The organism is Vibrio sp. zbq_1, assembly GCF_043102935.1.
In the GTDB taxonomy this organism is placed as follows: domain Bacteria; phylum Pseudomonadota; class Gammaproteobacteria; order Enterobacterales; family Vibrionaceae; genus Vibrio; species Vibrio parahaemolyticus.
This window is the reverse complement of the sequence record NZ_JBICJH010000015.1, coordinates 80,780-107,628: the sequence shown is the minus strand read 5'-3', so window position 1 is coordinate 107,628 and position 26,849 is coordinate 80,780. Positions and strand designations below refer to the sequence as shown.

Annotated in this window: 12 protein-coding genes; 10 read left to right on the top strand and 2 right to left on the bottom strand. The window is 45.3% G+C overall.

Annotation, left to right across the window (positions count from 1 at the left end; all coding sequences use genetic code 11):
* Positions 1-10 precede the first annotated feature (10 nt).
* Both ACF8CV_RS08450 and ACF8CV_RS08445 read right to left on the bottom strand, forming a co-directional pair.
* Complete coding sequence (locus ACF8CV_RS08450; RefSeq protein ID WP_138938067.1) at positions 11-937, bottom strand: DUF58 domain-containing protein; 927 nt, start codon at positions 935-937, stop codon at positions 11-13.
* A gap of 14 nt (positions 938-951) precedes the next feature.
* A complete protein-coding gene (locus ACF8CV_RS08445; RefSeq protein WP_392425373.1) occupies positions 952-1,908 on the bottom strand; it encodes an AAA family ATPase in 957 nt (318 codons plus the stop codon).
* A 315-nt stretch (positions 1,909-2,223) separates the two neighbouring features.
* On the opposite strand from ACF8CV_RS08445, the gene ACF8CV_RS08440 reads away from it, so the two are divergent.
* The 10 genes from ACF8CV_RS08440 to ACF8CV_RS08395 all read left to right on the top strand — a co-directional run bounded on the left by ACF8CV_RS08440 (position 2,224) and on the right by ACF8CV_RS08395 (position 26,811).
* Positions 2,224-4,140 carry a methyl-accepting chemotaxis protein gene (locus ACF8CV_RS08440; RefSeq protein WP_182020932.1) on the top strand — a complete coding sequence of 639 codons (1,917 nt, stop codon included), beginning with the start codon at positions 2,224-2,226 and terminating at the stop codon, positions 4,138-4,140.
* Positions 4,141-4,196: 56 nt separating this feature from the next.
* Positions 4,197-4,397 carry a chromosome segregation ATPase gene (locus tag ACF8CV_RS08435; protein ID WP_005462979.1) on the top strand — a complete coding sequence of 67 codons (201 nt, stop codon included), beginning with the start codon at positions 4,197-4,199 and terminating at the stop codon, positions 4,395-4,397.
* A gap of 267 nt (positions 4,398-4,664) precedes the next feature.
* Positions 4,665-5,336 (top strand): LuxR C-terminal-related transcriptional regulator, encoded by a 672-nt coding sequence (locus tag ACF8CV_RS08430; RefSeq protein WP_045545887.1) that lies wholly within the window; start codon positions 4,665-4,667, stop codon positions 5,334-5,336.
* A gap of 228 nt (positions 5,337-5,564) precedes the next feature.
* On the top strand, positions 5,565-6,221 hold the full coding sequence (cpsQ, locus tag ACF8CV_RS08425) for a cyclic-di-GMP-binding transcriptional regulator CpsQ (protein ID WP_031792346.1): 657 nt from the start codon (positions 5,565-5,567) through the stop codon (positions 6,219-6,221).
* 207 nt (positions 6,222-6,428) lie between these two features.
* Entirely contained in the window at positions 6,429-7,019 is a 591-nt protein-coding gene (locus ACF8CV_RS08420) for a calcium-binding protein (protein ID WP_005462984.1), read from the top strand.
* A 61-nt stretch (positions 7,020-7,080) separates the two neighbouring features.
* Positions 7,081-8,799: a type I secretion system permease/ATPase gene (locus ACF8CV_RS08415; RefSeq protein WP_182020933.1), complete on the top strand. Its 1,719-nt coding sequence runs from the start codon at positions 7,081-7,083 to the stop codon at positions 8,797-8,799.
* Positions 8,774-10,114 (top strand): HlyD family type I secretion periplasmic adaptor subunit, encoded by a 1,341-nt coding sequence (locus tag ACF8CV_RS08410; protein WP_005462986.1) that lies wholly within the window; start codon positions 8,774-8,776, stop codon positions 10,112-10,114. The genes ACF8CV_RS08415 and ACF8CV_RS08410 overlap by 26 nt, the downstream gene beginning before the upstream one ends.
* Before the next feature lie 902 nt (positions 10,115-11,016).
* Positions 11,017-22,311 carry a DUF11 domain-containing protein gene (locus ACF8CV_RS08405; RefSeq protein ID WP_182020950.1) on the top strand — a complete coding sequence of 3,765 codons (11,295 nt, stop codon included), beginning with the start codon at positions 11,017-11,019 and terminating at the stop codon, positions 22,309-22,311.
* A 69-nt stretch (positions 22,312-22,380) separates the two neighbouring features.
* Positions 22,381-25,896 carry a hypothetical protein gene (locus ACF8CV_RS08400; RefSeq protein WP_182020934.1) on the top strand — a complete coding sequence of 1,172 codons (3,516 nt, stop codon included), beginning with the start codon at positions 22,381-22,383 and terminating at the stop codon, positions 25,894-25,896.
* Between the two features lie 9 nt (positions 25,897-25,905).
* Positions 25,906-26,811: an OmpA family protein gene (locus tag ACF8CV_RS08395; protein WP_021452107.1), complete on the top strand. Its 906-nt coding sequence runs from the start codon at positions 25,906-25,908 to the stop codon at positions 26,809-26,811.
* The last annotated feature ends 38 nt before the right edge of the window (positions 26,812-26,849 follow it).

Here is a 26,849-nt window from a genome sequence, read left to right as displayed (position 1 = left end):
GTAAGGCCTGTTAGCTTAATTGCTGAATCAAAGGCCAACCACTTGATAGCGTGTTAAATGGAATCGCCATCGAATGACACTGCTGTTTAATGGATTCTTGGTGTTGAGTAAAGTGTGTTTCGAGCGCTTTTCTTTGTCCTGTTGAGCCGAAGTTGAACCATTGGCTACGACGACCATCAGAGGCTTTTGCTTGGCCACGAAAGTCGGTCTCTCCTCTTTCCAATGGGTCGTAAAACTGAATGGCTCTCACGCTGTTGTGTTGTTTAAGGCGACGCAGTTGCGTTAGCTCTCTTTCTTCTACATGTGCAAAGTCACTGAGTAGAATCAGTTCACTGCCTTTTGGCGTGAGTGTGTGGAGTGTTTCTAACGCTTGCGAATATGGCATTGTGCGAGTCTCATGATTTGGATCTTGAGTCAACTGCGCGTTATGGGTATCAACGATAGCATTGAGAATCCGTAGCCCCTGTTTTTGCAAAGAGGAAGGGCGAAATTCTAAGCATTGGTGTCCATCATCAATCACGGCGCCAATACGATCCTTTTTGGCTAATGTGAGCCAAATAAGAACACTGGCGAAATGAGCGAGTTGTACGGACTTCAATACGTACTTTGAGCCAAAGTGAAGGCTTGAGCTGAGGTCGAGATACAAAATCACCGCTTGTTCTTTGTCTTCCGCAAACAATTTAGTGTGTGCTTTTCCGGTGCGCGCTGTGACTCGCCAGTCGATGCTGCGAATGTCATCTCCGGCTTGATACTGGCGCACTTCCATAAAGTCCATACCACGACCTTTTTGTCGGCTCGTATGGTTGCCGCTCATCTGCGACCAAATGCTTTGTGCCGGTGGCAACCAACGTACCGACTGCGTGCGATATTGAAGCAGTTCTTCCAGTGTTAATGTCACCCCATTCGCATGAGGCGGTAATGGATGGTTTGCAGACATGTCACTCACCCGCTTTATGCGCTGCCAACCAAGCTTAGCAACTTATCGATGACTTGATTTGCCGTTACGCCTTCTGCTTGAGCGTGGTAGCTGAGCAATAATCGGTGACGTAACACTGGGTACGCCATTGCTTGGACATCTTCAGGAGAGACAAAATCACGACCTGCTAACCAAGCATGAGCACGAGCGCATCGGTCAAGGGCGATGGTTGCACGCGGACTGACACCCATTGCTAGCCATTTATCCAACTCACTGTCGTATTCGCTTGCTTGGCGTGTTGCCATCACCAAACGCACAATGTATTGCTCAATGGCTTCTGCCATGTGGATGTCGAGCACTTCTTGGCGTGCGGTGAAGATGTCTTGCTGACTCAAGCTCGGGCGCTCAATAGAGCATTCACCTTTCGCTTCACCACGATTGATCCGCAAGATCGCTAATTCATGTTCTGCATCTGGGTAATCCACTTCTAAGTGAAGCAAAAAGTGATCGAGCTGAGCTTCTGGAAGAGGGTAAGTACCTTCCTGTTCTATCGGGTTTTGCGTCGCCATGACCAAGAACAGCTCAGGCAGCGCGTAGGTGTGGCGACCTGCGGTGACTTGCTTTTCTGCCATCGCTTCAAGCATTGCGGCTTGCACTTTGGCTGGCGCACGGTTGATTTCATCCGCAAGAATGAGTGAATTGAAAATCGGCCCAGATTGGAATGTGAACTCGCCCGTTTCTGGGCGGAAAATATCCGTACCGGTTAAATCGGCAGGCAGCAAATCTGGGGTGAACTGAATGCGATGGAAGTCGCCTTCTACGCAATCAGACAGTGATTTTACGGCGCGAGTTTTAGCAAGTCCCGGAGGACCCTCAACCAAAATATGCCCGTCAGCAAGAAGGGCGATCAACAGTTGTTTAACCAGATCATGCTGGCCAATGATCTGAGACTCTAAATAGTGCTGAAGAGTTTCGAAGTTTGATTTATGCATGCTTTGGACTCTCGATATCCATTTGATTTTCGTTTTGAGTATTGGTCATTGCCAATCAGGAAAAAGTTCCTGTTCGCTCTCGAAATTTATCTTTTCAATATTGGGGCAAAGAAAAGGATTGCAAGCGAAGAAAAACGCTGAAAGTGCTTGAATGACAGGGTGTTACATTTATTTTGCATAAGATAGTGAGAAATACCTCTAGTTTTTTTCGCTCAGGTCGATATAGGTTCCATGCTGTGTATGTCACAGAGATATGCACCTGATAGCCACTATCTAGGATGCCAATAACAAGTGATTCTTTTAAAAGGTCCGAATATGTTGAAACTTCATTCTCTGAGTATCAAACAAAAGGTTGTACTTGGTATTACTTTTGCTGTTCTTGCATCAACCATTATCGTTGGTGTGATGGCTCAACGCCATGCGAGAGACGTGTTAAGTCACCGCCTGATTGATATTGAGTTGCCAGCCATGCTGCAACAAATTAATACTGAAATTGACCGCGAAGTTGTGCAAATGCAGCAAGCGGCGAAGCAACTAGCAACAAACGAATTTGTTGTCGAAGCGCTAAAAAATACTGATCACCCACAGTTTTCTGAAACGCAGCTTGTTCAGCAGCTAAACAACATCAAATCTCAGTATGGATTGAATGACGCATCGGTCGCAAACCGTAAAACAGCGTACTACTGGAACCAAAATGGTTTCTTGCGTCAGCTAAACCATTCGCAAGACGCGTGGTTCTTTGGTTTCACCTCTTCGGGTCGCGAAACATCAGTGAGTGTTTTCCAAGAAGCTAATGGTGAAGTGAAAATGTTCACTAACTACCAAGACTTAAACGGTATCTCGATGTCGGGTCTATCTAAGTCGATGGATGACATGGTGTCACTTCTAAACAGCTTCCAAATTGAGGACACAGGTTACGTGTTCTTAACGAATGAAAAAGGTGACATTCAAATTCATCGTCAACAAGGCAAAAACAAAACGTCGATTGCGCAGCTTTTTGGCAGCAACGCGGATCAACTGCTGAGCAAAAACAGCTTCAACCTAATTAATGTCGAGTTTGAAGGTAAGGACAATTTCATCGCGAGTTTGTATGTGCCATCAATGAACTGGTTTGTTGTTGGCGTCGTGCCTGTTGACGAAGTGTTTGCTGACCTCAATGCAACTGGCCAAAAAATGATGATCACAACCATTGTAGTGGCGTTGGTGTTCATTTTGATGGGCGTATTGCTTGCAAACAGTATCACTAAGCCAATTCGTTTGATTGCAGATCGCTTTACCGATCTTGGTCAAGGCGAAGGTGATTTATCACAGCGTATTGAAATTCGTGGCAATGATGAAATCGCGCAACTTTCTAAAGGTTTCAACGGATTTATTGAGAAAATCCACGCAACCATTAAAGAGGTATCTTTGACGAGCGGTGCACTGAGTCAAGCGGCAGACAGCGTGTCGAGCAAAGCAACGTCAACGTACGACAATAGCCAAGAGCAACGTGACCAGACGATTCAAGTAGTTGCAGCGATCAACCAAATGGGTGCGACGATCAGTGAAATTGCGTCTAACGCAGCGACGGCAGCCGATACTGCAAACCAAGCGTCTGATAATACTCAGACGGGTCGTGAAGTTGTGATGAAAGCGAAAGAAGTGATTAGCCGTCTTGCTGACGATGTGGAAACGACAAACATCGTTGTGACACAGCTTGCTTCTACAACGAAAGATATCGGCTCTATCCTTGGTGTAATCCGCGATATCTCTGAGCAAACAAACTTGTTGGCACTGAACGCAGCGATTGAAGCGGCACGCGCAGGTGAGCAAGGTCGAGGCTTTGCGGTAGTTGCAGATGAAGTTCGTAACCTAGCGTCGCGCACTGCCGATTCAACGGAAGAGATTCAACGTATGATCAACCAGCTTCAAAGTGATGCTCAGGACGCAGTAAGCGCGATGGAAGCTGGCAAAGCGGTTACATTTGAGGGTGTGGCTTCGACGGATGAAGCAGTAGAAGTGCTGGTGAATATCTCTGAACGCATTACGGATATCTCCGATCGAAACACGCAAGTTGCGACGGCAACGGAAGAGCAATCTACCGTGGTTCATACGATCAATCAGAATATTGAAGAAATCAACGCGATCAACGAGATGACAACTGCAACGGCGGAAGAGTTGGCTGGCGCAAGCCGCGATCTTCAAGAGCTTTCATCTCGCCTAGATAAGATGGTTGGTAGCTTCAAACTCTAGAGTTGGATAGAATAGACGAAGTTGAACAGTTTAATGACTATATTTAGGTAAGTACTATGAACGACTTCGAAAAAGAACTAGCGCAGATTTCTCAAGAAGCTGCAGAGGAGCCAGAAGTAAAGCTACCTTCGCTAGAAGAGCAAAAAGCCATTGCGGCTGAGCTTAAAAAGCTAGAAGCAGAAGGCAAGTTAACGCCAGAAATTTTGGAGCAATACTTCGGCAAGTTTAATCAGAAAAATTCTGTTCCGGTTCATTAATAAAAAGGGAGTGCTTACTCCCTTTTTTCATTCGTGAAATTCATCATTCCTTCAATTTACTAAGTCACAAGCACGACTTCTACTCATCATTTTCTAATCGGATAGCTTTTCTCTACCATTTCTCCCTACATCATGTTGTTACTTAAAAATTATTGACACTTCAATAGTTTACTAATTAGTACTAGGGATTTTCATACTTGACAATGCTCCCGCTCTATCTACTCTATTGCATATTTCAATCTAAACTACTAAAGGAATGCGAGCAGGATGGAGCATCAAACTACAAGGAATGTCATCTTAATTACGGAGGGCAGTCTACAGTCATCTCTCTTAAAGGATGTTTTGGAAACGAAGCTCGGTATTAACGTTCTACTGATCACTCCCGAAAATCTTGCTAGCCCATTTGTTAGAAATCGACCTATATCAGCGATTGTCCTAGATTACAGCGTTATCACAGATGAAGTGTTTGCTCGTTATATGGAATTTAAAACCCCCAATTTAACTGGAACGCTTGAAATCCTCATCAACTGTGACAAATCTATCTCAACGGATGAGCTCTTTGTCTGGCGTTCACTTGCCGGCATTTTCTATACCTCAGACGATATACAAACCTTACAAACGGGCATTGACAAGGTGCTCCAAGGCGATATGTGGTTCAGTCGTAAATTCGCACAACAGTACATTACTCACCTGCGTCGTCATAGCAGGCCAATTAATAAAAACGTTCCGGCAATATTGACCAAGCGGGAACAACAGATCATTATGTTTTTATCTATGGGGGCCTCGAATCAACAAATAGCTGAGCAGTTATTTGTAAGCGAAAATACGGTTAAAACGCATCTTCACAATATTTTTAAAAAGATTGATGTAAAAAACAGAGTGCAAGCGCTGATTTGGGCGAAAGAAAATATATCAGAACAATCTATAGTAGTTGTTTGATTTTATAAAAATCGATGTCTGACTAATTTAGTGCATACTCATATTTAGTCAAAAATAGATCATGTTAAAAGTGTTTCTTTTATGAGAAACGCTTTTTTTGTTTCTATTTTTAATAAATTAATAATTCAAAAAAGTAGCAAATAACTTTACTCTGTTGTCTAGCACTTAGATATGAACTTGAGTGCTGACGATTAACTACGAATTTAATAATGTTAAGTTAATGAAAGTATGAGAAACATTATGGAACAGTACACGGAAAAGCCTGAAATCCTAATGCTCACTCAACAAAGTTTACAGAGTGAAAACTTTAAGGAAATGCTTTCTAGAAATACAGGAACAAAGATAACGATCATCGATGCTAAAAACCCTAGCTACCATGAACTCATCCCTGAACGTTATTTTTTATTGGTTGATTTCTCAGTTGATACGCCATCTGACACTTTAGTTTACTTGAAGGATAGCCGCAAAGTTCTAGGTACAATCATGCTCAATCTGGGTTACGACTTAGATACTGAAGAACTTGCATCTTGGCCTCATGTAAAAGGTATATTTGGCCCAGGGGATTCAATGGAGAAAGTGTGCCAAGGATTAAGTGCCATTATTAAAGGAGATAATTGGCTATCAAGAAAATTGCTGGATCAATTGGTAAATTATTACAAAGGAAAAGAATCGAATAACGTTGTAGAGCCTGCGATTGAAGTAGAACTGACACGGCGTGAAATACAAGTTCTGAAAATGTTGAAAGAAGGCGGCTCAAATATGGAAATAGCTGATTCACTATTTATCAGCGAACATACGATTAAATCGCATCTATACAATATTTTTAGAAAGTTAGAAGTAAAAAATAGGACGCAAGCTACAAGTTGGGCGAAAAGAAACCTCTAGTACTAGGAATAACTACATGTAATAAAAAGAAAATAATAGATAAAGTACTAAGTTTTATTTTTATAATAATAAGGTCAGTCAAAAATATCATCCCATATTCAAACTTATTCCTATCGGATTGGCTATTAGACTTCTCATGTCTGGAACGAATCTCATCAGACGTGGAATAAAAGGTCTATTCAATAAATAAGCCAAGAGGGAATAAAAATGAGCACAAGTGACAATGACACGTATCTAGGCGATGCAGGCGCAAACAACAATATCGCTGATTTCGATGGCGGTGATGATCTGTTTATCGGTTATGGCGGTAACGATTCATTTGTTGGTGGCGGCGGTGATGACTATATCATTGGCGGCGCGGGCAATGATCGTCTAACGGGTGGTGCTGGTGACGACGTCCTGAGAGCTGGTACGGGAAATGATTATCTTGGCGGAGGTACGGGAAATGATTTGCTACTAGGTCTTCTCGGCGACAATAAACTGAACGGCGGTGTCGGGGAAGATATCCTTGTCGCAGGTTCAGGTGATAACGTTTTAGTTGGTGGCAGTGACAGCGACAAATTTGTGTTCACTGACAAGTTTGGTGGTCATGGTGAAGCGAAGGTAGTGGATTTCACTATCGGTGAAGACTCGCTTCACATCATTAGTGACACTGTGACAGAGTTCGGCGATTTAACTTTCAGCTACGATGCGGCTGGCAATGCAGTATTTACTGACGGCGCAGATTTAACCGTTAAGCTGATTGGTGTTACTGAAACAGATATTAACACCTACGGTGCCGATTTATTTGTTATTTAAAATCTAGTTTAAGGCGCTAGTCATCTAGCGCCTACATCATTCGATTAAAGTGGAAGTAATCGTGCAGAAAACAGTTTTCAAAGAAGTCAGACAAAAACTATGCACGCTTGCAGGTTTGCTGATCGGTTTTAGTCTCTTCATTAATTTACTCGTACTTGCTATCCCACTTTATATGTTGCAAGTGTACAACCGAGTCATCTCATCTTATTCGACGGACACCTTGTTGCTTCTTACCATCATCGTGTTGGCGGCTTTGTTTACTATGTCCATTATCGATATTGCTCGCGCACAAATGAGTAAATCGTTCGGATTTTGGATGGACGCGAAACTTTCACTGTTCATGCTTAAACGAAGCATTCAGTATCAATCGCATACTGGAAAGAGTTACACCTCTCAGGTTCTTAGAGATATTCAAACCATAAAAAGCTTTTTGAGCAGCCAAGCCCCTTATCCCTTGTTAGATGCTCCTTGGACACCGCTGTTTATTTTGTTCGTCTATCTACTCCATCCTTTGCTTGGGCATATTGCGTTATTTGGTTCTGTCGTTCTGTTTAGCTTAGGTTTGATCAACGAGTTGATGACGAGAAAGACGATGCAAGAAAGTGAAGTTAGGGCCATTTCTCATATTAGTAGTGCAGAGTTAGCGACACAAAACGCCAACTCTATTTTAGCCATGGGGATGATGAACGCATTTTTAGAGCAGTGGCAATCGCGAGTACAAAGTGTCAGCGTGCTTGAAGAGCGAGTTGCAGGAAAATCGATTTATATGGCTAACTTTTCTAAGTTTGTTCGTGGCTCTTTGCAAATATTTTTACTCGGCGGTGGTGCATGGTTGGTTATTCAGCATGAAATCACGGCGGGTGCGATGATCGCGAGCTCTATTCTGATGAGCAGGGCATTATCGCCGATGGAGCAAGCGATAGGAACATGGCGCAGCGCTATGTCTGCGCGAACGGCTTATAAACGGTTAAAGGAGATTGATGCGATTGTTCGTCAAGACGAATCTGACATGCCGTTACCTAAACCGAAAGGCCATTATGAGTTAACCGGGCTCACTTACCGTCACCCGGGTGCGACTGAGCCAGTGCTGTCTTCTATCACATTATCAATCCCGCCGGGGGTGTCCGTCGGAGTAATTGGCCCTTCTGGCACTGGCAAATCGACATTTGCTCGCTTATTGCTTGGTAACATTCGGCCTTTAGCTGGAAAGGTGACTTTAGATGGCATGGAAGTGTCGACTTGGGCATCTGAAGACCGAGGTGTTCACGTTGGCTATTTGGCCCAAGAGGTGGAGCTATTTCCAGGAACCATTCGTGAGAACATCGCGCGTTTTAAACAAGAAGATCCAGCGAAGGTGATCAAAGCTGCACAATTAGCGGGTTGTCACGAATTAATCCTCAAAAAGAACAAAGGTTACGACTTCGTTATTGGCGAAAATGGTCGTGGACTGTCGGGTGGTGAACGACAAAGGATTGCGCTAGCACGAGCTGTTTATGGTGATCCTTCTATCGTCGTCTTTGATGAAGCAAACGCCAATCTAGACGGAGAAGGAGAGGCTGCGTATCAGCGTCTTATCGCTTATCTAAAATCTCAGGGCTCGACCATTGTGGTCATCGCCCATAATCCAAGCACATTGAGGCAAATGGATCGATTGCTGTATTTAGCTGATGGCCGCGCCAAACTTTATGGTGCTCGAGATGAAGTGTTGAAGCGTTTAATGGGTGAGGACAGAACGGATATTCCAAGGGTGAAAAATGAGCAATCAGCAGCCAGTCGTTAACGAACTTCCTGCGGAGAAAGTGTACCGTTTCAGTTCAGATGCTAACTTGAGTTTCAAAAAGCCAATTTTGCTCGGAGTTGCAACGTTAAGCTTTTTCCTAGGCGGTTTAGGATATTGGGCGGCTACCGCAAAGTTAGAGAGTGCTGCTATCGCTTATGGAGATTTGTCTGTTCTAACCAAGCGGCAAGAGATACAGCATTTAGAAGGCGGTATCATTGAAAAACTATATGTTCAAGAGGGCGATTTGGTAAAGAAAGGCCAGCCGCTTGTTCAATTATCGCAACGTCAGCCAATGGCCAAGTTAGATGCAGTTAGTGGTCAGTACATTCACACGCTGGCGAAGGAAAACCGGCTGAGTGCCGAATTGGATGAATTAGCGGATATCTCGTGGTCTGGTGATCTAGAAGCGATTCCTCGTGTAAACATCGTTAAAGAAGCACAGTTAGTGCAAAACAAAATCTTTACTGCCAGAAAGCGTTTTTTTGAGAGCAAGCTTAGTATTATTGAACAAAGTATTTCTGGTGCGAGCTTAGAGCTCGAAAATCTTAAGCAAACCAAAGTCATCGAAAGAGAGCGCCTCAACTTTATTGAAGAAGAAATTGCAAGTAACCAAGCTTTGGTCCAGAAGGGGTTTTCTGGCAAATCCACTTTGTTGCAACTCAAACGGCTTGCCGCAGAGGTTCGCAGTACTCTAAGTCAGCTTGATCGGCAATCTTTAACCGTTGGGAAAAGGTTAGACGAGAACCAAGCCAAGATAGAAGAGTTAAAGCTCGAAAGATTGAATGAAATCGTCGAAGAGTTGCGGAATACCAAAAAAGAAGTCGTTGCTATTCGTGAAGAGTATCGATCTGCTCAAGATGTGGTGGCTAGAACTTCAATCAATGCGCCAATCTCAGGCCGCGTAGTGAACATGCAAGTGTTCACTGAAAAGGGGGTTATTGGTTCAGGACAAACGTTGTTAGAGTTAGTGCCTCAAGATGATAAGTTGCTTGTTGAAGCAAGAGTCAATCCGCAAGACATTGACTTGATCAATCCTGGACAACAAGCGCATGTGCGATTAACCGCTCTGAATGCACGAACATTGGCTCCTCTCGATGGCACGGTGCTGACTGTTTCTGCGGATAAATTGTCACAAGAAAACCAAGATGACTATTACCTAGCGCGAATCTCAATTTCTCAAGATGATGTTGCCAAGTACCGTTTGACATCCGGAATGAACGCCGAAGTCCTCATTTTGTCTGAGCCTCGAACACCGCTGAGTTATTTGATTAAGCCACTGACAGAAAGCATGAACCGAGCATTTCGAGAAGAATAGGTATTCTGTCTTCGAAGAAGCGTATTCACGCCAATTACATGCCTCGTTGGATATAGATCTCGTGGGGCATTTTTCTTTTTCAAATAGCGTATTTGAATCGGATATATGTTGCTAAGATTGAACCAATCTACCGATGGTTTTCGAGTGACAGTTTTAATTATCAACACTCTGATGTTTTGATTTGTCAGTTTGTTTTTATCGGTATTTTTGAGGGGCTTAACAATCCAAATCCAAATCCAAATCCAAATCGAAAACGAATGATATTTTCTCGGTTATTTGTAGGAATTGTCCTGCTTTGTAGGTTTTGTATTACTTAAGATCTGTAATTTTCTTTCCTATATATCAATTTTTGCGATCGAGAATGGTTAAGTTTCGCTATAAATTATAATGCGTCGAATCATTCCTAATGTTTTTTGAAAATAATGCCTATTAAATGGTGTGGATTACGGTTTGCTTCTTACTTTTTTTGTTTTATCTTGTTGATTTTTAATGAGTAATTTCTGTTGTGGCTTAGTTTGATAAAATGATGACTTATCTAGTAGTCATCATTGTTTTCATCTACAACGCTGTGTTACTAGTTTGAAGTTGTTGTCAGATAATTCTGATAACCGTCGTTTCATATAAATTTAAATATCATAATCAGTTACCTTTCACCTATCTACTAATTCATGTTTTAAATCTAACGATATAGCCAGATCCTATGGTTTTCGAACGTTGGATGTGCAATCATAAGATTATATATCTACCTATTTATGGTTATTAAATAAAAAATTGACCATATCGTGACATTTATTGATTAATTGTCGTCAAAAATTCGTCGCCTCAAAATTTTGACGATTTTGTGTTCATTTTACTCTCGGTAATTCATAAGAATTTTATATAAATTGGAAAGTACTGTGTCGATGGTTCAGCGTTGTTTTACCTTACTCTTAGTTGCCTTATTTACCTCTGCAAATGCTTTAGCTGCAGGAGAGGTGGAAATTTCATTTAGTCCTGCTTCTGGGAGTCATTATGAAAATGGTGAAGAAATTTCGTATTCGATTGAGGTAAAAAATACAACGGCGGACACAATTGCAGATGTCTCAGTGATAAACGCGGTTTGGGATGTCATGTCGGGCGACCAAAAAGCCTTTCAGAGCGTATCGATATCAGACACTCACAGTCTAGGTTCAATCGCTGGTAGTTACGCATCTAGCAATGCGAACTTAGAAGTGACTGGCGCGACATTGCTGCCATTTGGTCGAGTTACTTATCATGTTAGCGCGACAGTGTCTCATGAGAGTGCTGAAAACATCGTATTAGGTGGCGCACAAGTAAAAGCGCTGATTGCTGGGGCAGAGAATACATTCGTTGATACAACCAACGTCACGTTTGAACCTGCCGAATACAAATACACGCTAGATGCAGCGGTAACGCCAGTTGAATATCAAGTCGCTAACGTGTTGACGTACACGCTCACCGCAAAAAATACTGGCCTGTTTGCAGTAAAAGGCTTAGACATAACCCAACCTTTTTTGTCTCTTACTGGTGAGGTTCTAAGCGGTGCCAATGCTCCAGTTTTTAGTCATGTCGAGATCAGTGCTGTCGCTTCTTCTGGGAGTAATACGGGAACATTTTCGAAAGCAGATGATTTGTCGGTAGAGAATGCGGAGCTATCCGTGGGTGGTTACATCACTTACACCATCAAAGCGACCGTTGCGAATGATCTGGTTTCTGACATTACAACTAAGGCGTCGGCGTTAACGCGCGATGGCCCTGTAGAAAGTAATGTTCTTGTCACGCCTCCAGCGACGCCGAACGTTACGCTTACCCATACACTTTTGTCTTCGACACCTTATTTAATAAACGGTAAGCTTAATTTCGAAATCAAAGTCAGTAACAACGGTGGTGCGATTGCACATGGTTACCACGTTACGCAGAACATCAACACGTTACTTACCAACAATGGCTTGGCGAACGATCTCTCGTCTGCTTTTAACAACACCGATGTGACCGGAAATCCATTCTCAACGTGGACTGTAACGGTCAACAACATTGGCTCTAACTCGTTATCTGCCTATCAAGCAAGTGGAGTTCAAACTGATGTCGATTTTGACGATACGGTGTCGATCTACCCCGGTGAGTCAATCACTTACCTAGTTGAAGCCACACTGACGCCAATCACCATTGGTACGCTTCAAGGCTTTTCTGCTGCCATCAAAGATGAATCAGGTTCATTAGTTCAGAGCGCAAACGTTGCAGATATAGTCAATGCAGAAAAAGTGCTGAACGTTTCTGATTCCGAGATCGCCATTTCTAAAACAACCACCGCATCAGAATATGTGCCCGGTGGAAACATCGAATATGAAATTACGGTAACCAACGGTTCGTCTAAGTACTTTGCCAATAACTTATTGATTCAAGACAACTTAACTTGTGTCATGACGGAGCAAGCAGGCGGCGCTGGCGATGCGCAAGCATTTAAAGAATGGAAAGTTGACGTCATTTCGGGTGAGGACTCGCTTGGCTCGGATCCGGGTTCGTATAGCTATGGCTCATGGAGCTCAAATCCAATTGCTTTGACGCCCGATCTTGCTCCAGGAAAAACCGTTAAATACAAACTTACTGCAAAAACCAATAACGCTAGCATGGGCGTTATTTTGGATGACTCTACGAGCTGCGCCAACGACAACGTGACCGAAAGTGGTTCAGGGGTTCAAACTCCTGACGACAACTTGCGTGTGAGTAAAGATGTCGACAGTCGTTACTATTCATCGGGTCAAACACTCACTTACACCATCGTAGTGACTAACGATGGTGATGGCTTTGCAAACCAAGTTCAGGTCTTGGATGAACTCTCGGCGATCACTACTCAAGACATTAATGGTAATACGATCAACGCCTATTCGGATTGGACCATTACTGCAAACGCATATAAAGCAGACGGTACAGCCGCTACGGCTTCCAACACTGGTATTGTTGGGGCAGTAAAGTATCCCGACAACCTGAATGTGATTGCGACGCTTGAGCCACATTCCTACATTGAATACACCATCGTGGCAGACACTCATCCTCTGGCGAATGGGCACATTCAAAACCAAGTGACGGTCGATGGCACTGTGTACGCCGACCGAGGTTCTGATCCGCGTGATTTCGCGATCGAGGTTAACAAGCGTGTTAAAACGAACACCGATACCAGTTTTGATACAAAGCAAACCTCGTATTCCAAGCTGGACAACGAAGTGACGTTTGAAATCAGTGTGAAAAATGCGAAAGAAAACGGCTATGCAACCAATGTGCAAGTCAAAGATGCGATATCAACCATCACGGCTGAAATTTTGGAGCCAGATGGCGTCACTAAGCCAGTTTTCAATGCTTGGACTATTCGTGCTGAAATCAAGTCTGACGATCCTTTGCTGAACGGCAATCCTGCTTACACCGATGTCGGCAGCTTCTCAGACAACCTTGATTTAGATACTAACGCTCAAATTCCGCCGAACGTTGAAGTGGTATACACAATTGTCGCTCAGATTGACCGTTCAAATCCGGATCAAATTCTGTACTCTCAATTCAGTAATACCGCGACGGTTAAAACGCCAGATTCTACTGTCCAGTCATCAGCATCAGACAGCGTTACGGTGTATCCAAAAGAACCTAAGATCATCGTGACTAAAACCACACCGGATGACGAGTTTATCCCCGGTGATTGGGTCACATTTACGATATCCATTTTCAACTTTGGTGAAGGTTATGCGAACGAAGTTCATGTAACGGACGATATTGTGGGTCTGGATGCGTTTTCTGAATGGACGATAGACGCGACGATTGATTCAAACAACTCGCCATACAAAACAGGCAGTTACGCAGGGCCTAAATCGGGTTACCCAAACAATGGAAATATTGACTCGCGTATTGATATCGACCCTAAAGTGGGTAGTGAGAAAGGCTCGGTGGTTTACGTTATTCATGGTCGAGTGAAGAACGATTATGCCAAGCAAGAGATCTCCAATACGGCGCAAGCTTATGATCCTTTAACCAATTTGAACCAGTCGTCTTCTGCACAAATTGGTGATGGTTCGAGCGACAAGCTTAATGTATCGATCTTAAAAACTGCCGATAAAGTCCGCTTTGTTCCGGGTGAAGACGTGACCTACGAAATCCGTGTTCTCAACAATGGCTCGCACACTGAAACCGGGTTAAAAGTCGTTGATAAGTTGCAAGATATTTTGTCTGTATTAGCGAACGACAAAGACAATCGTTATCAAGATTATCCGGACCAAAGCCCGTTCGAATATTGGCAATTTGACTATGACGACGGTGCCGGTTTTCATTCTGTAACAACGGAGAACTTTGTGTATCCCGAAGGGGACGCTTCCAAAACAATGAGTTTGGAACCGGACGAAGTGCGTACGTTTAAAATTAAAGCGCGTGTAAAAGATAACGTCGTTGGTTCGCTAGATGAAGGGGGGAAACTCAACGATAAAATTGCAAATGATGCATACATCTATAGCGATCTTGGTGAAGTAACGGAAACTTCTCACATTTCACACCATGAAATGAAAAAGGCATACAACGGCGAGAATGTCACGCGCAAGCTATTGGTGAATGGAGTCGAATCTCGTTTTTACTCACCAGGTGATACGTTGACCTATTTAGTGACGGTATCGTCTCAAACAGGTTACGTGAACGACCATACTGTGAGTGAAAACATCACTGACGTGACGACACAATTGCTCGATGGGTCAACTGCAACGCCCTTCGCGTCTGGTTTTACCGTTGATGTATCGAAAAGTGATGCCCACGGCGGTGACGGCACAACCGATGGTACGCTAGATGGCACGGTAGCAAACAATCAAAACATCTCAACCGTTATTGATGTGGCGGGTGGGGACTCAGTCACATACCAAGTCGAAGGCGTCGTTCGTGAAGAGTCGGTAGGTAACATTACCATCGGCGGTATCACCGTTATTCCAAACAGCTACCATCTTTCATTCAGCAAAACCGTTGATGAAGCAAGCTATGAGCCGGGTCAGCCATTGGTCTATCGCCTAACGATTGAAAACGATGGTAAGGGGAACGCGTACAATATTCCTGTGGTGGATCGCTTATCCAACATCACTGTGGAACTTGTTGATGGAACAAGTGAAAAGGCGTTTGATTCGGGCTGGACTATCGAGCAGAACATCGTCAGTGGTAGCGATAAAGCCATTCTCGATCTTGATGGTTCAGTTGAAAATAATCGAGATATCGACACGCATGCCTCCATCCCCGCGGGCACTACAATTGAGTACAAAGTGACGGCGACGGTAAACAACAATGCAGTCGGTGAAATCCTCAACTTGTTGACCGTTGACGGCGATACTGTCAGTGCGAAGACGAAAGCATCGGCAGAGAAATACGACTTCGAAAAACACATTACCCGCTTCTTAGATCAAGACGGTGTTACTTCATTGAGCGGCGGTTACACGCCAGGCGGCTACATTGAGTATGAAATATCGCTCGTTAACCTTAACAACGTGCACATGCAAAACATGCCGATTAAGGATGAACTTAGCGCAATCAAAACCCAATACTTAGATGGAACGATGGGTGCAGCGTTTGACTCTTGGACCATCACGACTCAAACCGATACCAGTGATATTAGTGAGCCGGGGTCGGTCACGGATAACCGCGATATTGACACCCAGTTTAACCTTGCAGCAAATAGTTTCGCTGTTGGCGGCACTTTCATCAAATATACGGTGAAAGCAAAGATCAGCGAGAAAGCGGTTGGCCAAATCTTAAACGTAGCGGTTATCGATAACAGTCATAACCTAGTCGCTGAGCCAGCCAACATGCTGCCTTCTGAGGTAAGCAAATCCCACAAAGCGTACACGGATTCGTCTTTATCGAGCGAAAAGCTGACGTACAATCACACGCCTAGTGGTGAAAGCATTGTGTACCGTCTGCGCCTTCAAAACAATGGTAAAGGACTGGAGTACAACAAATCACTGCAAGAGTTATTCTCTAGCATCAAAGTCCGAGTGGCACAAAATGCGGCTGGAGAATCAGACGCGCAGAGTTTACCTGCGTTTGCTGCGCACGGATGGGATGTGAGCGTGAAAACTTCTGGTGAAGCAACGACGGATATCGGCGGTTTTGTTGGTGGTGCAAATGCGGATATCGATATTCCAGTTCTATCCATTGCGCCGGGCGGTTGGATTGAGTTTGTGATGAAGTCACGTATTCGCTCAGACGCTTTGGATCAAATTGCTTCGACGCCGAAATACGACGGCACGAACTTTGCGACAGCTCGCGTGACACCGGAAGGCAGCAATCTAGCCGTTAACAAAGAGATCGTTTCGATTGCTGGTAAACCTTACGCTGCGGGAGATACTTATAAACCAGAAGATGAGGTGGTGTATAAGTTTACGGTGACCAACACCGAACCTGTATGGCGTGATGAGGCCGCGATTCAAGACATCATCTCTAATGTTCGTGTTGAAGTTATTGGTGACACAACGAAATCAGCATTTTCAGAATCTGAAATCAGCCACGTCTTTACCTCTGTTGGTACCAGTGGCACGCAAGACACCTACATCCAACCATACGATGCCACCGATGATCTGGATTTGGTGGTTGATATTGCGCCTGAAGAAGTGATCGAATTTACCGTAAAGGGGAAAGTTCGCGCAGATGCTGTCGGTGATATCGATGGAAACACCGCAAAAGCCGGCAACCAGAGTGACACAACGGAAACCATTCCTCCTGTCGCACCTGTTTTAGATTTCCAAAAACTGGTGCTGAACACGACCGCCGACAGCAGTACGTGTACGTTCCCATCTTCGACGGGCACTGATTGTCACTACAATCCGAATGGCCAGATCCAGTATCAAGTCTCAGTCACCAACGTAGGTGAAAGTACCACTAATGGTGCCACCATTGTGGATGAACTGGACAAGATTAACACGTCTGATGGCAAACCAGCTTTTACGGATTACAGCGTGGCGATTGTTAGTGCACCAACGTCAGACCGCTTCTCCATCAATGGTCAATATCAAGGCAATGTACCCTTAAACGCAGCATTCGATCTGATGCCAGGCGATACCGTTGTCTTTGAAATTGATGGCACGGTTGCGGCGGATGCAACGGGCGCAATAACTAACGTAGCAAAAGTTGCAGGCGTGGACAGTAATGCTGTCGTGCTTGATCCGGGAACTTCGAACCTGCTGGCGCAAAAGTCGACGGACACTCCGACGTACACGCCGGGCTCGGAAGTGCGCTATCAGATGCGAATTCGCAACGTAACCACCAATAATGAACTGGTGGATGTGCGCGATACCATTAGTAACTATTTGGTTGAGACCGCGGACGGCACTGAAAAAGTAGCACTGAAAGATTGGAGTGTAAGCGCGAGCGTTATCTCTGACGGTAACCCGGCGTACACCGACATCAACAACTTAAATCTCATTGCGGATAATACCGACATCGACACCACCATTCAGATGGGTGGCAAAGCGCCAGATGACACCTATACCGAGGTTCTCATTGAGGTGGTAGGGCACGTGCGTGACGACGCGGTTGGCGAGTTTACCAACCAGTTGCAAGGGAAGTTAAGCAGTGGCTCGCGCTATGTGACGTATAACTTACGCGAAAAAGTGATCGTTCCTGAACCGGGCAATTTGGCCGTCACGAAAATCACTACCGATCCAGCGGCTATCTACCATCCGGGCGACATTATTGGTTACGACATCGAGGTGAAAAACACTGGCAGCGGCTATGCAACTGACGTATTGATTGCGGATTTGTGGAAAACCATTCGTACTGAAAAAGCAGGTTCTGCCTTGCCTGTTCGTGCCTTTGAGGGGTGGTCGGATGTCAGCGTTAGCGTAGATGGAACGGATCCGAGCTTAACTCAAGCTGTGTCGGGCTCAGAAGTAACGGGCGATAACGGTTATCAAGTTCGTTACAACATTCACCCTGCTCATAGCGTCAAGCTGCATGTAGAAGGCGTGGTCAAAGCCGATCTGGTTGGTGATATCACAAACGTGGTCGAAGTCAGTGACGCGACGAGTAAACAAGCCGCGCAAGCGACGTATGTTGCAGCTGCCGCCGATTTGAATGTGACAAAAATCGTCGATAAAACTCAGTATGAGTCTGGCGATACGCTGACGTATACGATTCAAATTGAAAACACTACGGCAAACTGGGCGAACGATGTCCAAGTTAAAGACTTCGTAAACAAAATTACGGCGGCCAGTGTGACTGGTGCAGACGTGATTGCGTTTGAGTCTGGGACTATTTACATGAATGCCGAGTCTCTGAACGGAGCCACTAAGTTCCCCGCAGCCAATGACGAGTTCATTGATGGCAGTATTGATATTGCGCCTAATGATGTGGTGACCATCACCGTAGAAGGTGAGCTTAACTCGCAAGTCGTTGGTGAGGTGACCAATACCGTTGATGTTACCTACAACGGCACCACAAAAACGGCAGAAGCGACCAGCACGGCCAAGATCCCCGATCTAACGTTTGTGAAAACGCCGATGGTGGAGCATTACAGCCCAAACAAAGCGTCGGGTTACATTCTTAAAATTGTCAATGAAGGCAACAACTACGCGAACGATATCAATTTGAAAGATGCCATTGGCGCGTTAACTGTCGATACGATTGATGGTTCAACCAACCAAGCATTTTTGCAATGGGCCGTTCAATATGTAGCGGGCAGTGCATTAACTACGGTCGATGCGAACTCTCTGGTGGTGGATAAAGATATTGACTACAACATCGACCTAGCACCAAATGACAGCATTACGTTGTACGTGATTGGTTTAGTGAATGCACAAGCAACTGGTGACATCGTTAACCAAGCCACACTCAACTACAACGGCAAAGATATTCTCGCAACTGCAACGCTAAAACCTTATCCGGGCGATGTCGTTATCGAAAAGTCCGCTGACGAACGATATTACCAGCCGGGAGAGTTCTCGACATTCCGAGTCAAGGTCACGAACAATGGTTCTGGTTTTGCTGCGGATGTCAAAGTGGAGGATTTGATTTCTTCATTAGAGGTTGAAACGTCTGGTGGCGCAATGGAAGCGGCATTCAACGATTGGACTATCGTGACCAGCAAAGGCGATCCTCGCACCAATATCGAGACCTTACCGGGACCAAATTCGGACATCGCGACCAATCTCGATATTGCTCCAGGAGATACGGTTGAATTTGCCATTACAGGCACGGTGAACAGCCGAGCGGTTGCCAACATCATTAACACAGCAACGGCTGAGTTTGCAGGTGCAACGACAGAAGCAACCGCAACCTTAGAAACGCTGCCTGAAGAAGTGTGGATTGAGAAAACGGCCGAATCGCCAATGTATATTCCGGGAGAAGATGCGGTATTCCACGTTCGCGTTTACAACGGCACTGATGGTTTCGATAACGACATCGCGTTAGAAGATATTTTGTCGGGCATTAAAGTCACCAACATCTATGGCGTGAGTGATCGTGCTTTCGAGAGTTGGACGATTGAAACGACGAACAGCGACAGCCGCACCACCATTACCCCGATGCCTGTCGATAATCAGGATATCCGTTCGATGATCGATATAGCACCGCATGATATTGTGGAGTTCACGATCACCGCGAAGACTAACCCGTTAGCCGCGAGTGATATCACCAACACGGCAACGGCGGATCTCAACGGTACGCAGCAGCATTCAAGTGCCACTGTTCAGCCTCAATCTCAGGGGATCTCGATTGAGAAAACCGCAGACACCCAATATTACGTTCCGGGTGCAGAAGCGACGTTCCGCGTCAAAGTGAAGAATGAAGGCACAGTCCCAGCGACAGATGTGGCTGTAAAAGACGCCATTAGTAATCTTGAAGTCGTGCGTCTTGATGGTACGTCGGTAAAGGCGTTCGACTCTTGGCGCATTGAGGTGAATAAAGCGAATGCGGAAACCGAGATCACCAACATGCCGGGCGTGAATTCCGACATCGATTCAACGCTAACGATTGCTGCGAATGATGAAGTGGAGTTTGTGATTACAGGCCTTGTGAACCAATACGCTACTGGCGAAATTGAGAATACCGCCAGCGCCACATTCCGTGGTGAAACGCAAGATTCAACAGCGACACTGCTGGCGATGCCGGAGTCGGTCAAACTTGAAAAAACCGTTGACGATGAGTTCTACCGTCCGGGAGAGAGTGTTACTTACCACGTGGTGTTAACGAATGAATCGGGTTCATTTACTGAAGAGATGGTACTGAAAGATCTGATCTCAGAACTCAAGGTCAACACCATCAACGACACTCAAGCTGAAGCATTTACCAGTTGGCGTATGACCAGTTCATACAACGATGAACGAACCATCGTTCTGCCGCAAATTCAGGGCGACAACCTGGATGTAAATAGTCGCGTGATTCTTGCGCCAAACGACACGTTAGATATTGAGATTACCGGAGTGGTCAATGCAGACGCGATGGGCGAAATCACCAACCACGCTTACGCATACGACAAATCGGAAAGCGATGTTTTGGCAGAAGATGTCGCCATTATCAAACCGCAACCGATCATCTTATCGGTGACCAAAGTAGCCGATAAAGCCGAATACACCAATGATGACGATGAAATCACGTTCACGATGACGGCGGCCAACCGTGGCTCTGGTGATGCAGAGAGCGTGAACTTGTTGGACGAAATCGACAAATTGATTGGTAGCAACGGTAATGCGTTGTTCACGACATGGAAAGCGACCATCACAGAGCTGAAATCTGGTGTTGTGGTTTCTGTGGATTCAGATAACAACGTCAATTCCAACCATACCTTGAAAGCGTACCAAGGCAACGAGTTTGAAATCGTTGTGATAGGTGAGATCAATCAAGGCATTGATGACAACTTTACCAACGTCTTCACGGCAGCAGCATCAACGGGCGAAACGGCATCTGCGAATGTCACGATCAAAGTGAAAAAGCAGGCTTACAACGAAGGCATGCTGAAAGTCACTAAAGTGGCAAGCAAATCGGAAGCCAGTGTCGGTGAAGTCGTTGAATACGAAGTGGTGATCACCAACGAAAACGACAACCCATTCTCAGGTGTGCGTCTGGTCGACCGTTATCCTGGTGGCTTTGCTTACATTCCTGATTCTACCGAGATGGTAAATAGCGGCCCTGATGGCGTATTTGATACCTCAGACGATATTCAAATCACGGTCGAGCCGACCAAGACAAACCAGCTGTTCTTCGATGTTGGTGACATGAATATCTATGGTAAAGGCGATTCTCAAACTGCGGATGCTGTGCGCATTCGTTACCTAATGCGCGTCAGTGTCGGTGCTACCTTTGGTGTCTACACCAACACTGCATGGGCAGAAGCGCCACCAGCTGAAAGCTTCTCGGCACAGAACACCAGCACTAACTACGTGGTGAAATCGAACCTAGCGAGCGCAACCGTCGAAGTGATGCCAGACAAAGTATTCGATACTGCTTCTATCATCGGTAAGGTGTTCGAAGACCACAATGGTGATGGTTTCCAAGCAGATGCAACCGCGGACGATGTTCTCATCGACATTGACCTTGCGCTAGGTGATTACGTTCCGAACTCGACCTTCATTATCCAAGATGGCGTAGAAACTCAGCTCAAAGATGTGACGGGTAAACAGCAAGGTCAACCTGTAGTGATGTCGAGAATGGATAAAGGCTACGAAGTGGATGAGCTATATGGCTTGTCTCGTAACCGAACGCTTAAGCAGATCAACCAAGTGGCGTTCCAATTCAAAACACGCACTCGCCAAGGCTTCTCATTCAAGGTGACCACCGATAACGGCACGCACATCGAGTTCGACCAACAAGGCAATGCGATTACCAAGCATAAAGGTGATAAGCAAAAAGGCCTGTCGGCAGAGAACATCGATGTAGAGAGAAACCTTTATCGCGACGGGGATGAGTACCTGTGGGAGATCATCGTTGAGAACAAAGGGCTTTATGAAGACGGTATTCCGGGTGTTCGACTGCTTACCGTCGAAGGCATCATTATCGAGACCGACCAATATGGTCGATACCATGTTCCAGATCAGTGGGTGTTGAATAAGAAAGGGAAGCAGTTCTTGGTCAAAGTCGACACAGACTCGCTACCAACGGGTATGAAAGTGATCAGTGAAAACCCGAAAGTACAACGAATCACACCAAACAAACTGACGAAATTTAACTTCAGTATTCAAAGCAGTGGGGATGATTAACCGTTCGTAACTTACACGTTGGCTGGGCTTGTTCTCAGCCATTGACTGCCACGGTTAAGCAAGAAAATTATGATTAGATTTAGACAATCAAAACTGACGATATGTATCGCGGCGGCGTTGCCGATCCTATCGTACGCAAAAGACACCAGCCAGTTAGAAAAGCTGGGCAGTGACTCACTGGGTATTGAAGTTAACACGCATGAACAAACCGACAATTCTCGTATTTATCTGGAACAAGGTGCGATTTGGGTTAGCCGTGACATCATGCGCTTTGACCCGGTGCTGGATCTGAGCATCAGCAGCAATGTGGAAGTCAGAAACGGCAAACCTCTGCAAGAGATGAGTTTTGCTATCACCACCAACTTCAGCTACTACGTGGATCATTACCAATTAGAAGTGTATCGCGGTGGCGATCGTGGTTTGGTGTCTCCGCTGGCGGTGGTGGAAGGTCAGCAATTTGCCAACGATTTCAACATCGTTTGGGATGGCAAGACCGCTCAAGACTACCAATTTGAATCCAACACGCAGCTTCTGTTTCGCTTAAAAGCGTTTGATAAAGACGGCAACATGGACGTGACAAGTGTCGGTGTGATCGATCTTGTTGACCCCGATTCTGAAGTCGACATCGACAAGAATGATGGTGAAGAAGATCAAAGCCGTAAGCTTGGCAAAGCTCAGTTGATGCGCCACAACATTCCTACCTCGGCTGGTCTGGCAAGGTTTATGGGGACGGGACTAAAAGGTGTCGACAAGGTGGTGATTGGTGAAGATGAATTTGACGTAGAAGAGGGCGAGCTTTACGCCGAACAATACTTGCCAGCCGACGCCTATCTATTCCCAACTCGTGTGGTATTTGATAGCGGTGAAGAGCGACGTTACCAACTGTACGTGCGTATTCCGGATGAATATTGGGTACAAGCGGGTTTGGCGGATTTCTACATTGGTAAAAACAAAGTCACAGGTAATTCGGCAGCATTGGCGGTTGATGACCAATATCAAGATGATATCTACAACCAAGGTCGCTTAGCGTATTTTGGCCAAGGTAAGTTTGGTGACAAACTCCGAATTACCACCCACTTTGATACCAAAGAGAGTGACGTGCGAGACATGTTTAAGCACCCGTTTGCCTCTGATTCATCCAGCGTATTCGACATTCTCGAAGACGACGATGAAATGTATTACGGCAACTACGGTGACAGCTCGAACATCTACAAAGTGGTCAACACTAAAGGCAAAGTGTATCTCAACGTTGAATACGACAAGTCCAACGTTTTGTGGGGGAACTACAACACAGGTATAACTGGTACTGACAACAACGATTACAACCGCAGCCTATATGGTTTCAAAGGTGACTATCGCACACGTTCTACCACCAAGTTCGGTGAAGATCGTCTTAACATCGTTGGCTTTGCAGCCGAATCGGATTCGCTGTTTGCGCACGATGAATTTTTAGGTACTGGCGGTTCGCTGTACTTCTTACGCCATGGTGAAGTTGTACCGGGCAGCGACAAAGTGATGGTTAAGGTGGTCGACCCAAACAGCGGCATCACCTTGCAAGAACTGCCGTTGCAGTCGGGACGTGACTATGAAGTCGACCCATACCAAGGCCGAATTATTCTAACCAAACCGCTAAACAACATCATTTCTGACAACTTTGGCTCGGTCATTAACGACTCCCCAGCTGACGGTTATGACAACTATCTTGCTGTTGATTATGAATACGTGCCTCAAGGCCGTGAAGCGCTTGGTGCAATGACCGCTGGTGGACGCGTCAAAGGTTGGGTAAACGACTACATAGGTGTAGGTGCAAACTATCAAACCGAAGAAAAAGATAACCAAGACTACGAAGCGTACGGCACAGACTTAACGCTACGAGCATCAGAAGGCACCTATTTGAAAGCCGAGTTCGGTCACAGTAAAGGTCGTCAAACCGATTCTAACTATGTCTCTTTCGATGGCGGTTTAACCTTTACGCCTATTGGTGGCAGTGCGGATGATCGTGAAGGTGACTCTTATCAAGTGAAAGGGGTGATGAACCTCTACGACATCGCCCCGAGCGTGTTTTCTGCTGTGGGTAACGATGTTAAAGCTTGGTACAAATCTAAAGATGCAGGTTACAGCTACGCAAGCCAAGATGACGATTTAGAACAAGAATCTTATGGTACGGAAATCCGTCTTCAAGCAACGGATCGTGTTGCGGTGAAAACTCGATTTACCTCGATGGAAGAGCGTGAGTCCGACGGCACACTAAGAACGGATTCTCAACAGGCAGAGCTGGAAACTCAGATCAAAGTAACCAAACACATTAAGATTTCCGCAGCAGGTAAACAAGTCGAAGAGCTAAACAACGAAGAAGAAAAAGGCAAAGGCACTTTAGCGGGCCTGCGTGCCGATTACATTTGGGATAGCGACAACAATGTTTACATCAAAGGGCAGAAAACCGTTGGTAAAACAGATGAGTACGATGAGAACGACAGCGTCACTATTGGTGGTGAAACGCGTATTTTAGAAGACTTCGTCGTCGGCGCAGAATACACCACGGGCGATCGTGGCGATGCGGCTGAAGCCAGCGTGACTTATGATGTGACGGAAGACTACAGCACTTACTTAACCTATGTCGATGACAGCTACGAAGGCAAAAACAACGTGATTGTCGGCCAACGTGCAGATCTGACCTCTACGGTCGATTTCTACCAAGAAAACCAATTTGTTGATGAGAACAACGGCAAAGGTCGCATCGATTCATTCGGCTTTGGCTACGACATGAATGACGACATCGACATGGGTATCGGCTATCAGAAAGGCGAAATCGAGGATGATCAAAACATCACCACCGAGCGCCAAGCGGTGAGTGTAAGCACCTCGATTGATGTCGATGATGTGTTGTTCAAGAACAAAGTGGAATATCGTGTCGATAAGACAGATGACTCTGCTGACCCAGACAAAAAACGCATCGACCAATGGGTGACGACCAACCGTTACACCCATCACCTGACGGAAGAGTACACCTTATTCGGTAAGTTCAATTACTCACGCTCAGAAAGCAAATCGAGCGACAAAATGTTGGCTCGTTTTATTGAGTCGACCGCTGGATTGGCGTATCGCCCAATTTACAACGATCGCTTGAATTTGTTGTCGCGCTACACCTACTTAGTGGACTTCGACCAACTCAATCGCGATGTGGATTACAAAGATGAAGAAAGCCATATCATTGAAGTGGAAGGCATCTATTCACTTGATGCCAACTGGGATTTAGGCGCGAAATACGCATTCAAAAACAAGCATGAACTTTTCACTCGTCAATCGGGTGAAGACATTCCGGTTGACAGCAAAATCTCATTGTACGGCTTAAGTGCTTCTTACCGAGTGATGAAAGAGTGGGACGTGACAGGCGAGTACCATTGGAAGACCGATTCGACCTACGATGAGTTAGAGCAAGGTGCGCTGATTTCAGTGAACAAACATCTTGGCGACAACTTCAAAGTCGGCGTCGGCTATAACTTCTCAGGCTTTGACAGCAACCTTGCGAATGATGATGACTACGACGCATCAGGCGTGTTCATTAACCTAGTTGGCAAGTTATAAGAGGGTCACATGAAAACGACGATTCGCTTGTTGAGCGGTATTATGATTGGTGCATTGTTAGCAGGTTGCGCTACCGAGACTTACGTGAGCCAAGAAAACCGAGAGAAATTCGCCGATGTGAATGTCTCTAAATTTCTTATTAGTGAGTGTTTAGCGCCGCAGCGAGAAATTCATATTGCCGTTGCAGAGCACTTTGATTTCGACAAATTCAAGATCCGTGAAGCAGATGCGACAAGTCTGGATGCGTTTATTCGCGATATTCAAGGTTTAAGCGGACGCATTACCATTGTCGGTCACACTGATTACAAAGGTTCAAACGAGTACAACGACGCGCTTTCTCTACGCCGAGCACAATCCGTTGCGGCGTACCTCAAGCAGCAGCTTGATCCCACTTTTTATGATTGGGAGATCAAGCACTTTGGCGAGACTCAACCGCTTACGCTCGATACTTCAGATCAAGCGCGTGCTGAAAACCGCCGAGCGTACGTCATGTTTGAGGAGGCGCAAAAATACGATGAGATGCCATTCTGCGAACCTCCAAAGCCAGAGCGTAAGGTTTATATGACCATGACGCCACACTTCGACTTTGATCAGTCAGAGTTGAAAGCTGAAGATCTCACTCAGCTCGATGATTTCATTGAACAGTTACAAGGGTTAGAAGGCAGCATTTTGGTTGCAGGGCACACTGATCAAGTCGGCTCGCTTTCTTACAATGAAAAATTGGCAGAGCGACGAGCTCAAACTGTGGTCGAATATCTCAAGACCAAACTTGATGCGTCGCGGCTTGTTTGGGAGGTCAAAGCGTTTGGTGAACTGCAACCGGTCATAAATCAAACGACTTCGGAAGCAAACGCACTGAATCGACGTGCCTTTATCGTATTTAAAGAGAGTGAACACGGACAACTGACAGAATAATTTGTTATGGTTACCCATTACTATTCGAAAGATAATAA

Bases quoted from the DNA above. Each gene is read 5' to 3' on its own strand.
- ACF8CV_RS08410 (WP_005462986.1), top strand. From the start codon at position 8,774: ATGAGCAATCAGCAGCCAGTCGTTAACGAACTTCCTGCGGAGAAAGTG.
- ACF8CV_RS08405 (WP_182020950.1), top strand. From the start codon at position 11,017: ATGGTTCAGCGTTGTTTTACCTTACTCTTAGTTGCCTTATTTACCTCT.
- ACF8CV_RS08395 (WP_021452107.1), top strand. From the start codon at position 25,906: ATGAAAACGACGATTCGCTTGTTGAGCGGTATTATGATTGGTGCATTG.
- ACF8CV_RS08435 (WP_005462979.1), top strand. From the start codon at position 4,197: ATGAACGACTTCGAAAAAGAACTAGCGCAGATTTCTCAAGAAGCTGCA.
- ACF8CV_RS08450 (WP_138938067.1), bottom strand. From the start codon at position 937: ATGTCTGCAAACCATCCATTACCGCCTCATGCGAATGGGGTGACATTA.
- ACF8CV_RS08430 (WP_045545887.1), top strand. From the start codon at position 4,665: ATGGAGCATCAAACTACAAGGAATGTCATCTTAATTACGGAGGGCAGT.
- ACF8CV_RS08420 (WP_005462984.1), top strand. From the start codon at position 6,429: ATGAGCACAAGTGACAATGACACGTATCTAGGCGATGCAGGCGCAAAC.
- ACF8CV_RS08400 (WP_182020934.1), top strand. From the start codon at position 22,381: ATGATTAGATTTAGACAATCAAAACTGACGATATGTATCGCGGCGGCG.
- ACF8CV_RS08440 (WP_182020932.1), top strand. From the start codon at position 2,224: ATGTTGAAACTTCATTCTCTGAGTATCAAACAAAAGGTTGTACTTGGT.
- cpsQ (WP_031792346.1), top strand. From the start codon at position 5,565: ATGAGAAACATTATGGAACAGTACACGGAAAAGCCTGAAATCCTAATG.
- ACF8CV_RS08445 (WP_392425373.1), bottom strand. From the start codon at position 1,908: ATGCATAAATCAAACTTCGAAACTCTTCAGCACTATTTAGAGTCTCAG.